Below are 18,136 nucleotides of genomic sequence, written 5' to 3'. Positions count from 1 at the left end.
TCACTTCCCGATGAAGGCGTGCACCTGGTCGCAGTCGTTGGTGCAGTACGGGAGGTACTTCTCCAGCCACTTGACCGCGTTGCCCTTGTCGTTGAGGTACGCGTATCCGTACCCGAGGCTGCGGTACGAGAGCATCAGCGTGTTCTTGTCCTTTGGCGATTGGGCCAGCGCCGCCTGCGCGTCCTTCACCGCCCCGCCGAAGTCGCGCGCCACCAGCTTGTTCGACGAGGCCTGCGCGAGCCGCGACGCCTTGACCTCGCGCTCCTTCGGGCTCGGCCCTTCCTCGCGCGCCGACTCCGTCTTCGCCGCCTCCTGCGGCCGGCACTGACTCTGCAGCGCAAGCGCCTGCGCATTGCCGCTGTCGAAGGCGAGCACGTTGCTCGCCTCGGCGGCGCAGGCGTCCAACTTCCCCGCTGACTTCAACGAATTCGCGTTGGCGAGATGCTTGTTGGCGTAGACGGCCTTCACCTGGTCGGCCTGCTCCTGCGTCTGCTGGCACCAGTACGTCGACTCCGCGGAGCAGCGCTCGAAGAGGTTGCGCGCCTTGTCGCCGTCGCCCGCGGCGATCGCCGCGCGCAGCGCGTTGTAGACCTCCTCACCGCGCGCCTCTTCCGCCGCCTTCTTCCGGTTCGGCGTCGGGCTGCTGCCGGCCTTCTCGTACATCTCCATCGCGGCGACGTACTTGCGCTGCTTGAAGAGCGCGTCGCCAGCCTTCACCGCGTCCTCGCCGGTAGCTTCTTCGGGGCTTGCCGGCTTGCGGGAGCGCGTCAAGAAGAACGCGGCTGCGCCGACGGCGACCAGCGCGGCGAGAATGACCGCAAGCCTTCCCCGACTGCCGGCCTTGCGCGCCGCGGAAGAGGGCGTGCGCCCCTGCGCTCCTGCGATCAGCTCGGCGGTGGTGGGCTTGAGGCCGCCTTTCTGCGCGCCGTTCTCGCCCTTCTCCGGCGGCGGGGAGAACTTTTCCCCCGGCGCGCAGAAGCGGAACTTGAGATGGCCCAGCTCGAGGACGTCGCCCGGCTTCAGGCTCGACACCGCGTACTCGTCGCCGTTGACGCGCACGCCATTGGCGCTCTTGTTGTCGATCACCTTCCAGTGCCCCTCGTCGAGCACGAAACGGGCGTGTGCTCGCGAGACGGACTGGTGGTCGGCGACGATGTCGTTCTCGTCCGTGCGTCCGAACTTCACCTCCGTGCGCATGAGGTAGAACTCTTTGCCGCGGAACGGCCCCGCGAGTCCCACCAGCCGCGGCATCTCGGATCGCTCGAGGTCGCGCGCTTCTACCTGGGGACCTGCCTTGGAAAGGTCCGACACGCGGATGATGGCGGTCGCGCCTCCGGCCGTCGGATTGGGCGTCACCGCGGGCGGCGGGATCGGCGCCTGTACGGCCGGAGCCGTCTTCTCCGACGCGAACGCGGCCTGTGCCGCTCCAAGTGCGCCCGGCATGGCCTGCGGCGGCAGGGTGGGGGGACGGGGCGGCTTGAGTCCGCCGGGAGGAATCGTCGGCGGACGCGTGGTGCCGGCCGCGGGCGTCATCACGGGCGCGTCGAGCTTCCCCTGGATGCCCAGATCGTAGTCGCCGATCTCGACCAGGTCCCCTTCCTTGATCCGCGTCCGTCCGGTGATCTTCTCGCCGTTGACGCGGACGCCGTTGTACGAGCCCAGATCCTCGATCAGGACGTTCCCGTTCTCCTTGAGAAGCCGTGCGTGGCGGCGCGAGACGTTCCGCTCGGTCAGGCGAATGGTGTTCCCATCCTGCCGTCCGATGGTGATCTCGTCGCGTACCAGTGGGACGACGGTCTTTCGACCCTCGTCGTCCTCGATGATCAGCTTCATCATGCTCCTTGGACCCGGCGGGGGCCTGCCGCCTCGGCCCCGTCGTGCTCATCCTAGAGCAAATGGCGGCGTGGACGGAAGAAGCCACTTTTGCACAACCGGCAGCGGAATCGGCCGCGCTTCGCCCGGTTGCATCCGAGGGATTGTCCATCTCCGGTGTTCCGTGGGTGACAATCGTCATGCTGCTTTCGGCGCTCTGGATGCTCCTGGCGGCGTCCGGCCTGCGCTCCGGGGTCGGCCTTCCCTCCCTGCTGCTGTATGGGGCAAAGGCGACCCCCCTGATCCTCGACCGCGGCGAGACCTGGCGGCTGTTCGCGGCCAACCTTTTGCACAAGGATCCCCTGCACCTCGCCTTCAACGCCTTCGCGCTCTGGAACGTGGGCGGCGCGCTGGAGCGCGCGGTGCGGCCGGCGGACTACCTCGCGCTGCTCATCTTCACGGCGCTGGGGACCACGCTGGTCTCCGCCATCGGCGCCGACTCGATCTCGCTGGGCGCTTCCGGCATGGCCTTTGGCGTCCTGGGCGCCTCGGTGACGTTCGGATGGCGCCGTGGCGTGCGCGGCACGCTGCGCTCCTGGTTCGGCCTGCGCATCGTTCCCTGGCTGCTCGCACTGTTCGCGGCCGGACTCGGATCGGCGGGCGTGGACAATTGGGGCCACGGCGGTGGCCTTCTGACCGGTGCGATCCTCGGCTGCTTCCTCACTCCCCGTCACTGGCCTGGCGAAGCGGCTGCGCGGAGGCTGGCCGCGGCGGCCGGTGCGCTCCTGGGGACCCTGTCGCTCGGGGTGGTCGCCGCGCCGGCGCTGCCCGCGCTCGGCCAGTTTCGCAAGGGTCCCGCCGAAGTGGAAGTGAAAATGCCGCTGGGCTGGCGGCGCGCCGCCGCCTCCGCCAACGTCGTCTCGTACTCCAACGGCCTGGCCGGCTCGTTCCGCAGCTCCGCCACGCTGATCCAGACGGTGTCCTGCCGCGGACACGGATGCTCCTGCGACCGGGTGGTGCGCGGCGCGCTGGAAGAGGACCTGTGGCGCCTGGCCGACGTCGGCCGCCTGAAGAAGATCCATCTCGGCGACGCATCGCCGATGAAGGCGGTCCCCGGTGCGTCGCGCGCCGACGGCATCATCGACGGCGAGGACGGACAGGCGAAGGTCAGCGCCGCCTGCATGTCGCGCGAGGCTGGTCCCGTGGCGCTGATCGTCCTGCAACCACCGGGAGGCAGCGCATCGCTCATCGAGCGGATGGCAGCGACGCTCACCTGGCGCGACAAACGCTAGCGGCTCCCGCACCGGGATTGCCGCCATGTTTTGGACTTCGCGATCTCCGCTTGCTGCTGGGCGCACTGCGTGCTACGGCCGCGAGGAGTCGATGGCGCGCCTCGAGAAGAACGCCGACCCGCAGCCGCAGACCGAATGGGCAGAGACGCTCCCCGGGTTCGTGCGCGAGGTCTCCTGGCTTCGCTGGCTCCTGCCGCTGAGCGCCGAGCGGCGCCTGACCATCGGTTTCGTCGTCCTCGCCGCGCTGCTCTACGTGCCCTGGCTCGGCGCCACCGGCTTCTGGGACCCGTGGGAGCCGCATTACGGCGAGGTGGCGCGCGAGATGATCGCGCGCGGCGACTACATCCATCCCTGGTGGGAATCCGCCTGGTTCTTCTCCAAGCCCGCGCTCGACCTCTGGCTGATGGCGGCGGGCATGCTGGCGGTGAACGCCAACGGCCCCGACCGCTTCGTCGGCGTGTTCACCGAGTGGGGCGTACGCTTGCCCTACGCGGCCATCACGGCGATGGGCGCCGTCCTGCTGTTCATCATGGCCGATCGGCTGCTCACCCGCCGCAGCGCCGTGATCGGAACGATCGCCATCCTCACCAGCCCGCTGTTCGTCTTCCTCGCCCGCCAGGCCGTGCCGGACCCGGTGTTCGTCGGGCTCCTCGAAGGCGCCATGGCGTGCTTGATGATCGTCCTGCTCGACGATACGGACGAGCCGCACCACGGCTGGGCCGCCGCGTTCTACTGCTTCGTGGGCTTCGCGACGCTCTCCAAGGGCCTCCTCGGCTTCGCGCTGCCGGGCGCGGTGACGCTGGTCTACTGCGTCATCACCGGCGAGTGGCATCGCCTGCGCCGCCTGCATCTCGCGGCGGGTTCGCTGATCGTCCTCCTCATCTGCGCGCCCTGGTACGGGACGATGTTCGCCTTCGACGGCCGCGACGACGAGGGCAAGACGTTCTTCGAGCGCTTCATCATCCACGACCACTTCAAGCGCCTGGCCCTCGGCGTGCACACGACGACGCCGGGCGGCACGTTCACGTATTTCGTCGAGCAGATCGGTTTCGACTGCTTTCCCTGGGTATTCGCTTTTCCCGGCGCGGCGGCCATGCTGACCCGCGTCCGCGTCCGGCCGCAGTCGGCGCGCGAGCGGGCGATGCTGTTCCTGCTCCTCTGGTTCCTGATCGGCTTCGCCGTCTTCGCCTTCTCCGCCACCAAGTTCCACCACTACGCTCTTCCGGTCCTCGCGCCGCTGCTCTTCTTCTGCGCTCTCTGGGTCGAGCGGCTGCTAGCCGAGGGCCTGTGGGCAAACGCTGGCCCCATCTTCGCAGGCGCGCTCCTCTACGCGCTGGTGGCGCACGACCTGGCGCTGACGCCCAAGCACCTGACCGACATGTTCGTCTACAACTACGATCGCCCCTATCCGGACAAGGAGACGGATCCGCGGCAGATCTTCACGGTGCTCTTCTACGCCGGCGCGGCGGTCGCGTTCTCTCCGTGGATCTTCGATCGGCTTGCGCAGCTCTGGCGCTGGGCACGGAGGAAACCGGCCGCTGCCGTGGCCGCCGGCGAGCCGCCGCAGGATCGCAACGTGGCGGTCTGGTCGCTGGTCGCCGTGGCGCTGGCCTTCGCCGTCTTCTGCGGCTGGTTCCACTGGCGCCGGCTGTCGCCGCACTGGACGCAGCGCGATCTCTTCTGGGAGTACTACCACCAGAGCACGCCCGAGGAGCCCATCGCGGCCTACCAGATGAACTGGCGCGGCGAGACGTTCTACTCGCGCAACACCGTGCGCCAGGTCGGCCGCCCCGGCGCCCCGGCCGCAACGCTCGCCGATTTCATGAACGGTCCGGGACAGCGGAAGTGGTTCCTCGTCGAGCAGTCGAGGTTGAACGGCCTGAGGCAGGCTCTCGGTGGCGCGCGGCTGAAAGTGGTTGAGTCGCGCAACAACAAGTTCGTGCTCGCCGTGGCCGAGCGCGCGGAAGAGAAGTCGACGATCGAAGCACAGCCCGAGAAGCCGCCGGGGCCCATCGGCGCACCACCCTGACCATGCCTCAAATCCTCCTCGTCGACGACGAGCCCGCCATCCGCGAGAGCCTCGCCTTCGCCCTGCGCCGCGACGGCTTCGAGGTCTCGGAGGCAGCCTCGCTGCGCGAGGCGCGCCAGCTCGCGGGCGACGCCGATCTGATGATCCTCGATCTCGTCCTCCCCGACGGCAACGGGCTCGACTTCCTCCGCTCGCTGCGCGGGCGCAGCGACGTCCCCGTGATCGTGCTCACCAGCCGCGACGAGGAGACCGATCGGGTGGTCGGCCTCGAGATCGGAGCCGACGACTACGTGCTCAAGCCCTTCTCGCCGCGCGAGGTGTCGGCGCGGGTTCGCGCCGTCCTTCGCCGCGCCGCGAAGAGCGCGCCGGCCGAGGAGAAGCCGCTGCGCGCGGGATTGCTGTCCCTGGATACGCGCACGCGCAAGGCCTGTGTCGGCCAGCGCGAGCTCGCGCTCTCCCGGACGGAGTTCAACCTGCTGGCGCTCTTCCTGCGCAGCCCGGGACGCGTCTTCGAGCGCAGCCAGATCCTCGACGCCGTCTGGGGCAGCGACGTGGTCGTCGGCGATCGGACGGTGGACGTCCACGTCAAGGCCCTGCGCCGCAAGCTGGAGGAGGCGGGCGGCGACGCGCGGGTGCTGGAGACGGTGCGCGGGGTGGGGTACCGTCTGCGCGATGGGTAGGCAGGAGCTGCTGCTCGCGCTTGCGATTCTGTTCCTCCTCGGCGTCGGCGCCACCGCGGCGCGCCTGGTGGAGGCGCGGCGGACGGGCCTCTCGCTGCGACTTCAAGTGTTCATCCCCCTCGCTGCCACCACGCTGCTGCTGTCCGCCATGTTCGCGGTGATCGTGATCGACCGCTTCACCGCCCGCGCATCGCTCTTCGCCACCCGCGCCGCCGAAGACGAGGCGCGGGCCATCGCGGAGCTCGCTGCGCGGACGCCGGCCAACTCGCTGCGCCCCATCCTGCAGGCCTTCACCCGCAGCGCCATCGACACCGACGTAGCGTTCCTCGACGGCGAGGGCCACGTCGTCCTCGAGGCGGGCGAGGCGCATCCCGGGGTTGCCCGCGTTTCCGCGGAAGCGCCGGTCGCCGGAGGCGGGATCGTCCGCGTTCGCAAGGCAACCTTCGGGATGGTGCAGCTGATGAGCGACGTGGCGCCGAAGGTGGCGCTGCTCGCGCTCATGTTCGCCGTCGCCTCCGCGGCGCTGGCGATTCTGATCGGTGGCGCGGTTGCCGGGCCCATCGAGCGGCTGACCCGCGCGGCGCAGCGCGTGGCCGCCGGAGAGCGCCAGGCGCCCTTGCCCGAGCCCCGCGGCCGCGAGGTGCGCGAGCTGACCCACGCATTGGAGTCGATGCGCAAGGAGCTGGAGGAGCGGCACGCGCTGGAGACGTTCGTCGCCGACGTCTCTCACGAGCTGAAGAATCCGGTGGCCGCCATTCGCGCCTCCGCCGAGGTGCTGACGGAAGGCGCCGCCGACGAGCCGGAGACCGCGCGGCGGTTCGCCCTGCGGATCCGGGAGAGCGCCGACAAGCTCCAGCAGCTCACGCAGGATCTCTTGTCACTGGCCCGCCTCGAAGCGCGCGGAATCGAACCCAAGGACGAGCCGGTGGACCTCTGCGCGATCGCCCGGGAGGTCGTCGACGCGCAGAGTCCCACGGCTGCCGCGCGGCGGGTGCGGGTGGAGCTGCGCGCCAGCGGGCCTTTCCGGGTCCGCGGCGATCCCCTCTGGCTGCGCCGGGCGCTCGAGAACCTCGTCGGCAATGCCGTCCAGCACTCGCCGCAGGGAGAGCGCGTCGAGCTGGAGATCAGCGGCGGTCCGGAGTGCGTCGCCGAGGTGCGCGATTACGGTCCTGGCGTCGATCCCGCAATCCGCGATCGCCTCTTCGAGCGCTTCGCCACCACCCGGCACGGCGACGGCGGCACCGGCCTCGGCCTGGCGATCGTTCGCACCGTGGCGGAGCTGCACGGCGGTCGCGCGGAGCTGCGGGAGACGGGGCCGCGCGGATCCGTCTTCGCGCTCTCGCTGCCGCGCGCGTAAATCAGCGGGCCCTCTTGCGCCGCTTCTTCTTGTCGCCCTGCATGTACTTGTAGTCGGGCTTCGGAGCGGGCGGCGGCGCGTCCGGCGCCGAGTACCGCAGACGCTCGTCGACGATGGTGGCCAGCGCCGCGGGATCGAGCTGCGCGAGTCCCAGGGTGCGCGCGGCCTCGAAGGCGCCCATCGACCGTCCCCCCGCCCAGATCTGCTTCAGCGCCGGCCGCGGTGCCGTCCACCAGGAAGGGCTGAGGGTCCCTTCGAGCTGCGCGGCAAGAAGGCCGCCAAGGAGTGGAACGACGCCGGAAGCGAAGACGTCGGCCTCCAACGCCCAGCGGCCTGCGTCGTCGTCAGAGAGGACGCAGTACAGCGCGCGCTGCAAGAGGCCGCGGTAGAGCGCACCCTGCGTCTCGGCCGCTTGTACGCCATCGCGGCGCTTGATCTCGAACAGCACCATCGCCGCGGCACGCCTGACCGCGAGCAGACGGCGGGTGGCCTCGGTGTGGACGACGTCGTCGAGCGGCTCTCCCCGCAGCTGCGTGGTCGCGCGCAGCCATTCCGGCTGGCCCGCCAGCGACTCGAAGAGCAGGGCGACGCCTTCCGAGGCGGAGCCGTCGCCGAGCTGTGCCAGCTCCCAGCGGGGAACGTCGATCAGCGTCGCGCCGACAGCCCGGGCGCCCTCGTGCAGGGTGGCGCGCTGCTCCTCGAAGCCTCCCGTGGGTCGCAGCGACAGGCGTACGTCGGACGGAGGATCGACGAGCAGCGCCAGCGGCCGCGCCCCCTTCGACGGTGAGGGCTCCGTGTCGAGGCGCAACGCGGACGGAGGCGGGTCGCCGATCTTCGAGAGCACGTCTCGGGCGTTGGCCCAGGCGTTCCCTGGCGTGAACTGCGGATCCGCGAGCGCCGTCCGCGCCAGGCGAGGCAGGTCGGCGCGGCGAAGCCGATCGGCGGTCACGCCGATGTTGCGCACCGACGCCGCCGCCACCGCGCGCTGGCCCACCTGCTCGGTCGCGGCCAGTGTCGCCTCGGCGAGCTGGGCCAGATCCGAGAGCGGAATCGCGTGGGCGCGCTCCTCGACGGCTGCCCAGCTGTCCAGGCCGAGGGCCGCGATCGCCTTGTCCACGGCGGCGTCGCGGGCGATGGTCAGCGGCGCCAGCGGCTGCGCCGCCTTCGCTTCCGCCTGCGCGAGGACGAACCGTTTCTGGGCGTTGGCCTCGTCGGTCAGCAGGCGATCGAGATCGCGCTCTCCGAGCATCGCCCGCTTCTCGCCCGGCGCGGCGAAGGCAAGCTGCGCTCGGGATCGCTCGAGCGCCTCGATTTCCGCCGCGGCCTCGCGCGCGATGGCCAACGTCGACAGCTGCTGCGCCAACAGGCGAAAGGCGCGGGCGTCGCTTCCGGAAGCGCGCGCGGCGGCGGCAACCGCGATCTCGATCGACTCGCGCTCCGCCAGCCGGCGGTGCGCCGCGAGAGCGCTCGCGGGCAGAGGTCCCGATCCCGTGGTCCAGCGCGTCCACAGGAGGTCTCCTTCGGCGCGCAGCAGCGCATGCGTCTGTTCGGAGAGTTGCGCCGCGCCATCGGAGCCGGAGAACCGGGACGGCGTGTTTGGAGACGGCTTGCGGCCCGCGGGCACGCTGGTCGCATGACCGCAGGCGAGAGCGAGCAAGAGGACGAAGAGGACCCGCACCCGCGTTCACTCGCATCGAACCGGCGATCCGGCAAGCAAATTGCGTTATGAAAAAGCCGTGCCCGCGACCACCGCCATGGCCCGCGCCCGTTCGGCGCTTGCGCGCAAGCTGCGCGACGCCCTCGAGCAGCGCGGCTATCAGGAAGTGGAGACTCCCATCGCGGTGCCGTTCGCCGGGCAGGAGCCGCACCTGCGTCCCTTCGAGACGACCTTCACGCCGGACCTGCCGGTTCCGCCCGGTGGAGTGGCAGGAGCGCGTCGCCTTCATCTGCACACCAGCCCCGAATACGCGATGAAGCGGCTGCTCGCGCGCGAAGGATTCCCCCGCTGCTACCAGTTTGCGCGCGTGTTCCGCGACGGCGAGATCTCGCCCACGCACAACCCGGAGTTCACGCTGCTCGAGCTCTATGCCGCCCCCGGCAGCGCGGACTCGATCATGGCCGATCTGGAACAGATTCTTTTCGCCGGCGCGGCCGAGGCGCCGGCGCGCAAGGGGCACGGCCGCCGCGCCAGTCCGGTTTCGCTTCGTCCGCCCTTCGAGCGGATCACCTGCCGCGACGCCTTCGCGCGGTACGCGGGCTTCGACCCCGTGCCTCTCGACGCCGAGGCGTTTACGCAGGCTGCGCGTGCCTGCGGCGTGCGCCCGGCCGCCGGCGCCTCCTGGGACGACGTGTTCACGCAGGTCCTCATGGAGAAGGTCGAGCCCGCGCTGGGGATCGAGCGGCCTACTTACCTCGTCGAATACCCTGCGTCGCAGGCGGCGCTCGCGCGGCTCAAGCCCTCGGATGCGCGCGTCGCGGAGCGCTTCGAGCTGTACGCGGCCGGGCTCGAGCTGGCGAACGGATTCTCCGAGCTCTGCGACTCCCGGGAGCAGCGCCGCCGTCTGGTCGAGGAGCAGGAGCAGCGCCGCGGCCTCGGCCGCGAAGTCTTTCCGCTCGACGAGAAATTCCTCGCCGCCCTCGATCGGATCGGCGAAGCGGGGGGCGTCGCGGTGGGATTCGACCGCCTCTTGATGCTTCTCACTGGCGCGGAGACCATCGCGGAGGTCCTTCTCTTTCCGGCCGCGGAGGAGTACGCGGCGGCGCGGGACCGCTCGTGATCGTCCTGCGCTTTCTGCGGACGATCTTGGGCTGGGGATGGATCATGACCGACACCATGGTGTCGGCCCTGATCATCGGCATTCACGGCGAGGGCGAGGCCTCGGAGCGCGTGCTTCGGGGCTGGGCCCGCCGGTTCCTCCTCGTCGCCGGAGCGCGCGTCGTCGTGCAGCGCGACGCCGAGCTGGATCCCGATCGCTCGTATGTCTTCGTCTCCAACCACACCTCGAACCTGGACGTGCCCGCCATCGTCTCCGTCGTCGATCATCCGCTCCGCTTCATCGCCAAGCAGGAGCTCGCAAGGATACCGATCTTCGGCTGGGCGGCGCGTCGCATGGGGCACGTCTTCATCGACCGCAAGGACCGCGGTGGCGCGACGCGTGCCATCCGCGGGCGCATGGAACGAGGCCTGCGCGGCGCTTCGCTCTTCTTCTTCGCCGAGGGGACGCGCGCCGTCCGCGACGAGCTGCTCCCCTTCAAGAAGGGGGCGGCGGTGGCGGCGCTGGAGATGGGCCTCGACTGCGTTCCGATCGGCGTGGCCGGAGCGCGCGCCGTGCTCAAGCCGAAGGGCTTCTCGCTCTTCCAGCCCGGTCGCATCGCGGTGGTGTTCGGCGCGCCGCTCCCGACCGCGACCCATGCGCTCGATCGGCGGGATCAGCTCGTCGCCGCCCAGCGCGATGCCGTGCAGGTGGCGCTGGAGGAAGCGCGCGCGCTCTTGACTGCTAGATCACTCGCAGGATGAGGCACTTCAGATAACGCGTTTCCGGAACGCCGAGGAGGGTGGGGTGGTCCCGGGCCGCGCCGCGGCGCTCGACGACCTGCACGCTTCGCTTGGCGTCGGACGCCGCCTGCAGCACGGTCCTCTCGAAGATCGCCTCATCGATGTGGAAGGAGCAGCTGCAGGTCACCAGCACGCCGCCCGGCGAGAGCAGATGGAAGGCGCGCAGGTTGATCTCCTTGTAGCCGCGCAGCGCCGCATCGATGGACGACTTGGTCTTCGCGAACGCAGGCGGATCGAGAACGATGGTGTCGTACCGTTCTCCGGCCTCGCTCTCTGCCCGCAACAGATCGAAGGCGTTCGCGACCTTGAACTCGACGTTCTTTGCCCCGTTGCGCGCGGCCGCTTCGCGTCCCTGCGCGGTGGCTTGTTCGCTGATGTCGACAGCCGTCACCTGGTTGGCGCGGCGCGCGAGCTGCAGTGCAAAGGCGCCTCCGTACGTGAAGCAGTCGAGAGCGCGGCCGCGAGCGTATCGGCCCGCTTCGATCCGGTTCTCGGCCTGGTCGAGGAAGGCGCCGGTCTTCTGGCCCGCGGGAAGATCGGCGACCAGCTTCACTTCTCCCTCCAGGAACTCGACGGCCCCGGGATCGCTCCCGCGGAGCATCCCCTTGCGCTGCTCCAGTCCTTCGTGAGCGCGAACGCGCACGTCGTTGCGCTCGACGATCGCCCGCGGCGCGAACAATCGCTGGAGAAGGTCGGCGAAGAGGTCGCGCCGTGCATCGGTCGCCTCGATCAGCGTCTGGACGCTCAGGCAGTCCGCATATCGGTCGACGATCAGCCCCGGCAGCAGATCGGCCTCGCCGTGCACCAGGCGGCACGCTCGCTGGCGCGCGGGGTCCGGGAAGGTGAGGTCGCGCAGCGCGATGGCCTGCGAGAGGCGCCGGACGAAGAATTCCTCGTCGACGGGCTCGTCCTCCCGGGTGAGGAGGCGGACGGCGATCTGGCTGATCGATCCGTAGAACGCCTTCCCGGCGAACCAGCCGCGCTCATCGGTGAGCCGGACGATCTCGCCGCCGGCGAGCGCGTCGGGTGCGGCGATGTCCGAACGGTAGATCCAGACGTGTCCCTGCGCCAGCCGCTCCATCGCTCGCTTCGAAAGCACGACCGTCGCTTCGTCCGACGTCGCGGCGATGCTGCCCAGGACGGGCGGCTTGCGTTTCGCGGCCTGGCGCGGAGCGGAACTGGGCCGCGGGCGCATGTCGCGGGCAGCGCGCGAGCCGTGCTTGAGCCGCTCGAGGCGGCGAGCGTCCCGGGGAGAGCGCGGTTCCGTCACCTGTGAATCCTCTGCGATGGCAGGACGACCTTGAAGGTCGTTCCCTCCGGCTGCGCCGAGACCACGCCGATGGTTCCGCCGTGCGCGAGCACGATCTGCCGCGTGATGAAGAGGCCGAGACCGAGGCCGTGCGCGACCGTCGCCGGCATCGCCTGGCGAAACGGATCGAAGATCCGTGGCAACAGATCCGCCGGAATGGGCGCGCCTCCGTTGTGGACTTCGAGGATCGCCGATCCATTCGCACCGTTGACCTGGACGTCCACAGGACCGCCGGCGCCGTGGGAGATGGCGTTGCCGACCAGGTTCGAGACCACCTGCGCCATCCGGTCCGCATCCCATTCGCCGCTGATCTGCGCCGTGGCATGCACCGTCAGCTGCGCTTCCGGGTGAGCGACGCGAAGCTCCTCCACCGCGCCGCGCGCGACGTCGGCGAGATTGGTTCCCGGAGTGGGCTGGACCGGAATCCCGCCTGCGAGCCGCGCGCGAGTCAGATCGAGGAGCTGTTCGACCATCCGCCGCATCCTCGCCGCGCTCGAGGCGATCCGGCGGAGGGTCGCGTGTGAATCCTGCGCAACCGTCTCCTTGCGCAGGAGGAGGTCCGCGCCCACCGAGATGGCATTGAGCGGATTGCGCAGATCGTGGCCGAGGATGCCGACGAACTGCTCCTGGAATTTCGCAGAGTCGCGGAGTGCCGCTTCCAGCGCCTCGCGGCGGGCGATGTCGCGGTTGATGGCGTAGAGGAGGAGGCCGAGGACGAGCAGGCCGAGCCCCGCGCTGGCGTCGATCCACATCGCGATCTCGAGATTGCGGACGGCGGCGGCCGTGCGCTGTTCGAGTTGCTGATCCTCCTCGTCCCGGAGCTGTCCAATCAAACGCCGCGCCGCATCGAGGATCGCCTCGCCATTGCGGACGGTGGCCAATGCGGCTCTGCGCTGGCCATCCTCGTAGAGATCCACGGTCTGACGCACGTCGGCCAGCATTGCCGACGCGAGACGTTCCAGCTCCTCGATGCGGCGTTGGCGCGACGGTTCGTCGAGGTGGAGACCTCGCAGCTCCGCGAGGAGCACCGGCAACGACTTCTCCGCCCTTTCGAGCGGCTCGAGATAGACCCGCTCTCCGAGCAGCAAGAAGCCACGCCGGCCGGTTTCGGCGTCGACGAGCGCGGCGCGCGTTTGCAGGAGCAGGGTCTGGACGGCCCGCATGTGGACGATGAGCGGGCGGCTGGAGCTGATTCCAGCCAGCGTCATGAGATTGACGGCAATGAGCGTGAGCAGCGTCGCCGCCGCGAGAATTGCGGCCAGAGGAGCCCAAGCCCGGCGGCGTTCAGGGTTCACGCGCATGAAAGACCCGGATTCTGTCGAGCGCGTCAAGCGCGGAAAAGGAAGGACATAAACGACCTACAGAATTGTCGTTGGATCCCGCCTATGTGCGCTCGAGCGCTTGAGACAGGTCGTCGACCAGGTCCTGCCCGTTTTCAATCCCCACGGAGATGCGGATGAAGCCGTCGTCGATGCCGAGCTTGCGGCGCGTCTCCGGCGGCACCGAGGCGTGCGTCATGATCGCCGGATGCTCGATCAAGCTCTCCACGCCTCCCAGCGACTCGGCCACCGCGAACAGCCGAAGTGACTTGAGGAACGTCCGCGCCGCGGGCAGCCCGCCCTTGACCACGCAGGTGAGCATTCCGCCGAATCCCGTCATCTGCTTCCGCGCCAGCGCATGCTGCGGGTGCTCGGCGAGCCCAGGCCAGGTGACGCGCTCGACCTTGGGATGGCGCTTCAGCGCCTCGACGACCAGGCGCGCATTCTGATCGTGGCGCTCCATGCGGACGTGCAGGGTCTTCAGCCCGCGCAGCACGAGGAAGGAATCGAGCGGGCCCGGCACCGCGCCCACTGCGTTCTGCAGGAAGGCGAGCTTCTCGTGCAGGTCGTCGCGGCGCAGCACGAGCGCCCCGGCCACCACGTCGCTGTGTCCGTTCAGGTACTTGGTCATCGAGTGCGCGACGACGTCGATGCCGAGCTCCAGCGGTCGCTGGAAATACGGAGTCGCGAAGGTGTTGTCGCAGACGGAGATCACCTTGCGCTTGCGGGAGACGTCGGCCAGCGCGGCGAGGTCGCAGATCTTCAGCATCGGGTTGGTGGGCGTCTCCACCCAGAGCAACTTCGTGTTCGGCCGGAACGCGCCCTCCACCGCGCGGGCGTCGGTCACGTCGACGTAGGTCTGCTCGATTCCGAGACGCTTGAATACCTTGTCGGCGAGCCGGAAGGTCCCGCCGTAGAGATCGTCGCTGAGCACGACGTGATCGCCCGCGGAGAGCAGATGCAGGACGGCATCCGTAGCCGCCAGTCCGCTGGCGAAGGCGAGGGCGTGCTTGCCGTTCTCCAGCGCCGCCAGGCAGCCCTGCAGCGCATCGCGCGTCGGGTTCCGCGTGCGCGAGTACTCGAACCCTTTGTGCTCGCCCGGACCCGACTGCGCGTACGTCGAAGTCAGGTATACCGGCGTCATCACGGCGCCGGTGGTGGGGTCGGGGTGCTGGCCCGCATGGATCGCGAGCGTCTCGAAGTGATCGTTCGCCTTGGTGGTCATGAGTTTTCTTATCGGACGGATACGCGGGTGCCGAGCCAGTCGATGAGATCGATCTTGGTCACGATGGCCGCGAGCAGATCGCCGTCCTTGACGATCGCTACGTGGTCGGTCGCGAACAGCTCCTTCAGTCGCGAGACGGGCGTCCGCAACGTCACCACGCCGGCCAGCGGCTTCATCACGGCCGAGATCGGCTCCTCGAGCTTGTGGCGCCCGTCGATCAACGCCTGCAGCAGGTCGACCTCGTGCAGCATGGCGATGGGCTTGTTGCCAGGCTCGACCACCGGAAGCTGGGAGATGCCGTGCCGCTTCATCAGATCGACCGCGTGCTTCGCATGGTCGGTAGGCTTCACCGTGTAGACCGGAGGCCGCTTGCCGCCGAGCAGGTCAGCGACGGTGCCGAGCCGGTCCGTCGGATCGAGGAAGCCGTTGTCCTTCATCCATTCGTCCGAATAGAACTTGGTGATGTAGCGAGAGCCGCTGTCCGGCAGAACCACCACGATGTTCTTGCCCGCGCCGATCTCCTTCGCCAGGTCGACCGCGGCGTGCGCCGCCGATCCGGAGGAGCCGCCGCCGAAGAGGCCTTCCTCCCGCGCGAGCCTGCGCGCCATCACGAAGCTCTGCTTGTCGTCCACACGGCGGACGTCGTCGAGCACGGAGAAGTCCATGGCCTTGCAGAGCATGTCCTCGCCGATTCCCTCCACCTTGTACACGTGCGGCTGGATCAGCTTTCCCGTCTTGAAATAGTCGAGGTAGACGGAGCCTTCGGGATCGACGCCGATGTTCCGCATCCCGCGGAACTTCTCTTTCAGGTACTTGCCCGCGCCGGACATGGTTCCGCCGGTGCCGAGGCCGGCGACGAAGAAATCGAGATTGAACCCGGCGGTGCGGCAGTCCTTCTCGATCTCCGGCCCGGTGAGCCGGTAGTGCGCCTCGATGTTGTCGGGGTTGTGGTACTGGTTCAGCATGAACGAGCCCGGCGTCTCCCGGTGGATGCGCTTGGCCGTCTCGTAGTAGCTGCGCGGATCCTCCGCCGGGACGTTGGTCGGTGTGACCACCACCTCCGCGCCGAATGCCTTGAGCGCATTGATCTTCTCGGTGCTCATCTTGTCCGGCATGGTGAAGACGCAGCGGTAGCCTTTCACCGCCGCCCAGAGCGCCACGCCCATCCCGGTATTGCCCGAGGTGTTCTCGACGATGGTCCCGCCGCGGCGGATGCGCCCCTCCTGCTCGGCCTTGTCGAGGATGTACAGCGCCATCCGGTCCTTGATGGCCCCGCCGGGATTCAGGAATTCGCACTTGGCGTACACGGCTGCATCGTCGGGGCCGGCGACCTTGTTCAGCCGCACCAGGGGCGTATTGCCGATGGCCTGGAGGATGTTCTGGAAGACGGGCATCGTCGGCTCCTGGGAAAGTGGCGAGTTTATCAGGTCAAGCGGCGGTGCATGTTACGCTGCCGGACACATGAACGAGGGCCAATTGCAGGCCGCCTACACCTCCGCCACGGGACAGCCGGCGGGGCGCGTCGAGCGGCTTCCCGGCGGCGCCGGCAACCGGACCTACTGGCGCGTCTGCGGCCTCACCGGGCCGAGCGCGGTGGTGATGGAGCTTCCCGCGGATCCCGTGAAGAGCGAGGAGGCGAGCAAGGATCATGCTCCGCCGGAGCTGCCTTTCGTCAACGTCCACCGCTATCTCTCGCGCATCGGCGTGCGGGTGCCTCGCCTTTTGCTGGATGCGTCCCGCGACGGCTTTCTGGTGATCGAAGACCTGACCGATCGGACGCTCGAGCAGGCGCTGAAGGAAGGCGCCGACCGCCGGGCGCTCTATTCCGATGCGATCGATCGGCTCGCGCGGCTGCGCGCCCACGCGGAACGCGATCCGGATCCGACCTGCCTGGCCTGGACGCGCGCGTTCGACTACGACCTGTACCACTGGGAGTTCGAGCACTTCATCGAGTACGGACTGCTCGCGCGCGGCGCGAAGCCGTCGGAAGCGGAGCTGAAAACGCTCCGGAAACATTTCGAGCGCATCTGCCGCGAGCTGGCAGATGCGCCACGCAGCTTCACCCACCGCGATTACCAGAGCCGGAACATCATGGTGCTCGAGGACGGCGAGCAGGTGGTGATCGACTTCCAGGACGCGCTGCAAGGGCCGCGGCAGTACGACCTCGTCGCGCTGCTGCGCGACAGCTACGTCGAGCTGGACCGGCCGCTGATCGACGCCATGCTGGCGCGGTATCTGGAGCGGTTCGAGGCCGAGGGCGGGCCGCGGGTCGACGCGAAGGACTTCGTCGCTTTCTTCGATCTGCTGACGGTGCAGCGCAAGCTCAAGGACGCGGGCCGCTTCGTCTTCATCGATCGGGTGAAGAAGAACCCGTCCTTCCTGGTGCACATCCCGAGCTCGCTGAAGTACGTTCGCGACGCGCTGAAGCGGCGTCCCGAGCTACGCGAGGTGCGCGGGATCCTCGAGAAGCACGTCCCGGAGCTGCGATGAGGGGCATCGCCGTTGTGCCATTCGCGGTGGACGGCATCGAACCCGAGGCGCACGACCTGGCACAGTGGCTGGCGGGGGAGACGGCCTGGGAGCTCTGTGGGCCGGGGATCGAAGCGAGGCTGGTCATCGACCCTGTGGCCTTGTCGCCGGAGGCGCTCGGCGATGCGGCCGCGCAGCTCGGCGTGGAAGCCGCGCTCGGCGCTACGTTCGCGCTCGCCGCAGAGCGCCTGACGCTTCATCTGCTCCTCGCCGAGGCGCGCGGCAACGTGCGGGCGCAGTGGGATGAGCTCGCTCCGCTGGGGATCGGGCCGCACCTCGGCCGCAGGATCGCGCGGCGGGTGCTCCATGCTCTCGGGGAGGACGCAGCGGCGCCGCCCGAGAGCATCGAGCGGGAAGCGCCGGGCGCCGTCGTGCTCCGCCTTGCCCGCGCCGTGCGTCGCCTCGACGTCGACGATCTGCTCGCGCTTGCGACGGAGTTTCCAGCGCTGTCGGCAGCGCCGCGCGCGCTCCTGCATGCCGCGCAGCGCGCGATCGGGGAGGAAAAGATGCCGGCGCTGTTCTCGGCGCTGGAGCGGCTGGCGCAGGCGCGCCCCCACGACGCTGAAGTCTTGCTTGCCCTCGGCGATTATCGCGCCCTGCATCTCGATGAGTCCAGCGCGCGCCAGCTCTATCTGCGCGCCCGCGACGCGGCAGGAAGCGACCGGCGCGTCGTCGCGCTTGCGTGCCTGAGGCTGGCGGCGGTAGCGGAGAGCGCCGCGCGCACCGACGAAGCCATCCAGCACCTGCGCGCCGCAATCCGGCTCGCCGACGATGCGCGCGCTCATGCAAGGCTCGGCAGGCTGCTGCTGGCGAAGGATCCGGCGGAGGGCATCCTCGCTCTCACCCGCGCCACGGTGCTCGCGCCGGGCGATGCCGCGCTCCATCTGGCGCTCGCGCGGGCCCTGCGGGAACACGGCAGCGATCCTGTTCGCGCTGTGGCAGTGGCATCGCGCGCGGCGCGGCTCGCCGAGGCCGACCCTTCGCTTGCCGACGAGGTCCGCGCCGAGCTGGAGCTCCTGCTTTCCTGA

14 protein-coding genes are annotated in these 18,136 nt (G+C 69.3%); 8 read left to right on the top strand and 6 right to left on the bottom strand.

Annotated elements, in window-relative coordinates; translation table 11 throughout:
- Window positions 1–1,836, bottom strand: coding sequence for an FHA domain-containing protein (locus tag E6J58_05200; GenBank protein ID TMB40516.1), 1,836 nt, complete (start codon window positions 1,834–1,836; stop codon window positions 1–3).
- A gap of 59 nt (window positions 1,837–1,895) precedes the next feature.
- On the opposite strand from E6J58_05200, the gene E6J58_05195 reads away from it, so the two are divergent.
- From E6J58_05195 to E6J58_05180, 4 genes are read left to right on the top strand one after another with little or no spacing between them, the layout of a single operon-like run.
- On the top strand, window positions 1,896–3,104 hold the full coding sequence (locus E6J58_05195; protein ID TMB40515.1) for a rhomboid family intramembrane serine protease: 1,209 nt from the start codon (window positions 1,896–1,898) through the stop codon (window positions 3,102–3,104).
- A gap of 25 nt (window positions 3,105–3,129) precedes the next feature.
- On the top strand, window positions 3,130–5,133 hold the full coding sequence (locus E6J58_05190; GenBank protein ID TMB40514.1) for a glycosyltransferase family 39 protein: 2,004 nt from the start codon (window positions 3,130–3,132) through the stop codon (window positions 5,131–5,133).
- Between the two features lie 2 nt (window positions 5,134–5,135).
- Window positions 5,136–5,813: a response regulator transcription factor gene (locus E6J58_05185; protein TMB40513.1), complete on the top strand. Its 678-nt coding sequence runs from the start codon at window positions 5,136–5,138 to the stop codon at window positions 5,811–5,813.
- Complete coding sequence (locus E6J58_05180) at window positions 5,806–7,170, top strand: HAMP domain-containing protein (GenBank protein ID TMB40512.1); 1,365 nt, start codon at window positions 5,806–5,808, stop codon at window positions 7,168–7,170. The genes E6J58_05185 and E6J58_05180 overlap by 8 nt, the downstream gene beginning before the upstream one ends.
- A 1-nt stretch (window position 7,171) precedes the next feature.
- Here E6J58_05180 and E6J58_05175 read toward each other — a convergent pair whose 3' ends face one another.
- On the bottom strand, window positions 7,172–8,848 hold the full coding sequence (locus E6J58_05175) for a hypothetical protein (GenBank protein TMB40511.1): 1,677 nt from the start codon (window positions 8,846–8,848) through the stop codon (window positions 7,172–7,174).
- A gap of 76 nt (window positions 8,849–8,924) precedes the next feature.
- Here E6J58_05175 and genX point away from each other — a divergent pair, with 76 nt between their 5' ends.
- Window positions 8,925–9,947, top strand: coding sequence for an EF-P lysine aminoacylase GenX (gene genX / locus E6J58_05170; protein TMB40602.1), 1,023 nt, complete (start codon window positions 8,925–8,927; stop codon window positions 9,945–9,947).
- Between the two features lie 44 nt (window positions 9,948–9,991).
- A complete protein-coding gene (locus E6J58_05165) occupies window positions 9,992–10,687 on the top strand; it encodes a 1-acyl-sn-glycerol-3-phosphate acyltransferase (GenBank protein TMB40510.1) in 696 nt (231 codons plus the stop codon).
- Here the strand turns inward: E6J58_05165 and E6J58_05160 are convergent.
- From E6J58_05160 to E6J58_05145, 4 genes are all read right to left on the bottom strand, one after another.
- Window positions 10,668–11,921 (bottom strand): class I SAM-dependent rRNA methyltransferase, encoded by a 1,254-nt coding sequence (locus E6J58_05160; GenBank protein ID TMB40601.1) that lies wholly within the window; start codon window positions 11,919–11,921, stop codon window positions 10,668–10,670. The genes E6J58_05165 and E6J58_05160 overlap by 20 nt on opposite strands.
- 71 nt (window positions 11,922–11,992) lie before the next feature.
- Entirely contained in the window at window positions 11,993–13,336 is a 1,344-nt protein-coding gene (locus tag E6J58_05155; protein TMB40509.1) for a sensor histidine kinase, read from the bottom strand.
- Window positions 13,337–13,418: 82 nt separating this feature from the next.
- Window positions 13,419–14,579 (bottom strand): cystathionine gamma-synthase, encoded by a 1,161-nt coding sequence (locus E6J58_05150; protein TMB40508.1) that lies wholly within the window; start codon window positions 14,577–14,579, stop codon window positions 13,419–13,421.
- 8 nt (window positions 14,580–14,587) lie between these two features.
- Window positions 14,588–15,973 carry a pyridoxal-phosphate dependent enzyme gene (locus E6J58_05145; GenBank protein TMB40507.1) on the bottom strand — a complete coding sequence of 462 codons (1,386 nt, stop codon included), beginning with the start codon at window positions 15,971–15,973 and terminating at the stop codon, window positions 14,588–14,590.
- Window positions 15,974–16,040: 67 nt separating this feature from the next.
- Between E6J58_05145 and E6J58_05140 the strand changes: the two genes are divergently transcribed.
- Complete coding sequence (locus tag E6J58_05140; GenBank protein ID TMB40506.1) at window positions 16,041–17,069, top strand: aminoglycoside phosphotransferase; 1,029 nt, start codon at window positions 16,041–16,043, stop codon at window positions 17,067–17,069.
- Window positions 17,066–18,136, top strand: a complete 1,071-nt coding sequence (locus tag E6J58_05135; GenBank protein ID TMB40505.1) for a hypothetical protein — start codon at window positions 17,066–17,068, stop codon at window positions 18,134–18,136. The genes E6J58_05140 and E6J58_05135 overlap by 4 nt, the downstream gene beginning before the upstream one ends.

Source organism: Deltaproteobacteria bacterium, from assembly GCA_005879535.1.
Lineage (GTDB): Bacteria > Myxococcota > Myxococcia > Myxococcales > 40CM-4-68-19 > 40CM-4-68-19.
Note: the sequence above shows the minus strand (reverse complement) of the source record. Positions and strands in the feature narration are given on the sequence as shown.

Bases quoted from the DNA above. Each gene is read 5' to 3' on its own strand.
- E6J58_05190 (TMB40514.1), top strand. From the start codon at position 3,130: ATGTTTTGGACTTCGCGATCTCCGCTTGCTGCTGGGCGCACTGCGTGC.
- E6J58_05165 (TMB40510.1), top strand. From the start codon at position 9,992: ATGACCGACACCATGGTGTCGGCCCTGATCATCGGCATTCACGGCGAG.
- E6J58_05185 (TMB40513.1), top strand. From the start codon at position 5,136: ATGCCTCAAATCCTCCTCGTCGACGACGAGCCCGCCATCCGCGAGAGC.
- E6J58_05140 (TMB40506.1), top strand. From the start codon at position 16,041: ATGAACGAGGGCCAATTGCAGGCCGCCTACACCTCCGCCACGGGACAG.
- E6J58_05200 (TMB40516.1), bottom strand. From the start codon at position 1,836: ATGATGAAGCTGATCATCGAGGACGACGAGGGTCGAAAGACCGTCGTC.
- E6J58_05160 (TMB40601.1), bottom strand. From the start codon at position 11,921: ATGCGCCCGCGGCCCAGTTCCGCTCCGCGCCAGGCCGCGAAACGCAAG.
- genX (TMB40602.1), top strand. From the start codon at position 8,925: ATGGCCCGCGCCCGTTCGGCGCTTGCGCGCAAGCTGCGCGACGCCCTC.
- E6J58_05195 (TMB40515.1), top strand. From the start codon at position 1,896: ATGGCGGCGTGGACGGAAGAAGCCACTTTTGCACAACCGGCAGCGGAA.
- E6J58_05135 (TMB40505.1), top strand. From the start codon at position 17,066: ATGAGGGGCATCGCCGTTGTGCCATTCGCGGTGGACGGCATCGAACCC.
- E6J58_05150 (TMB40508.1), bottom strand. From the start codon at position 14,579: ATGACCACCAAGGCGAACGATCACTTCGAGACGCTCGCGATCCATGCG.
- E6J58_05145 (TMB40507.1), bottom strand. From the start codon at position 15,973: ATGCCCGTCTTCCAGAACATCCTCCAGGCCATCGGCAATACGCCCCTG.
- E6J58_05180 (TMB40512.1), top strand. From the start codon at position 5,806: ATGGGTAGGCAGGAGCTGCTGCTCGCGCTTGCGATTCTGTTCCTCCTC.
- E6J58_05155 (TMB40509.1), bottom strand. From the start codon at position 13,336: ATGCGCGTGAACCCTGAACGCCGCCGGGCTTGGGCTCCTCTGGCCGCA.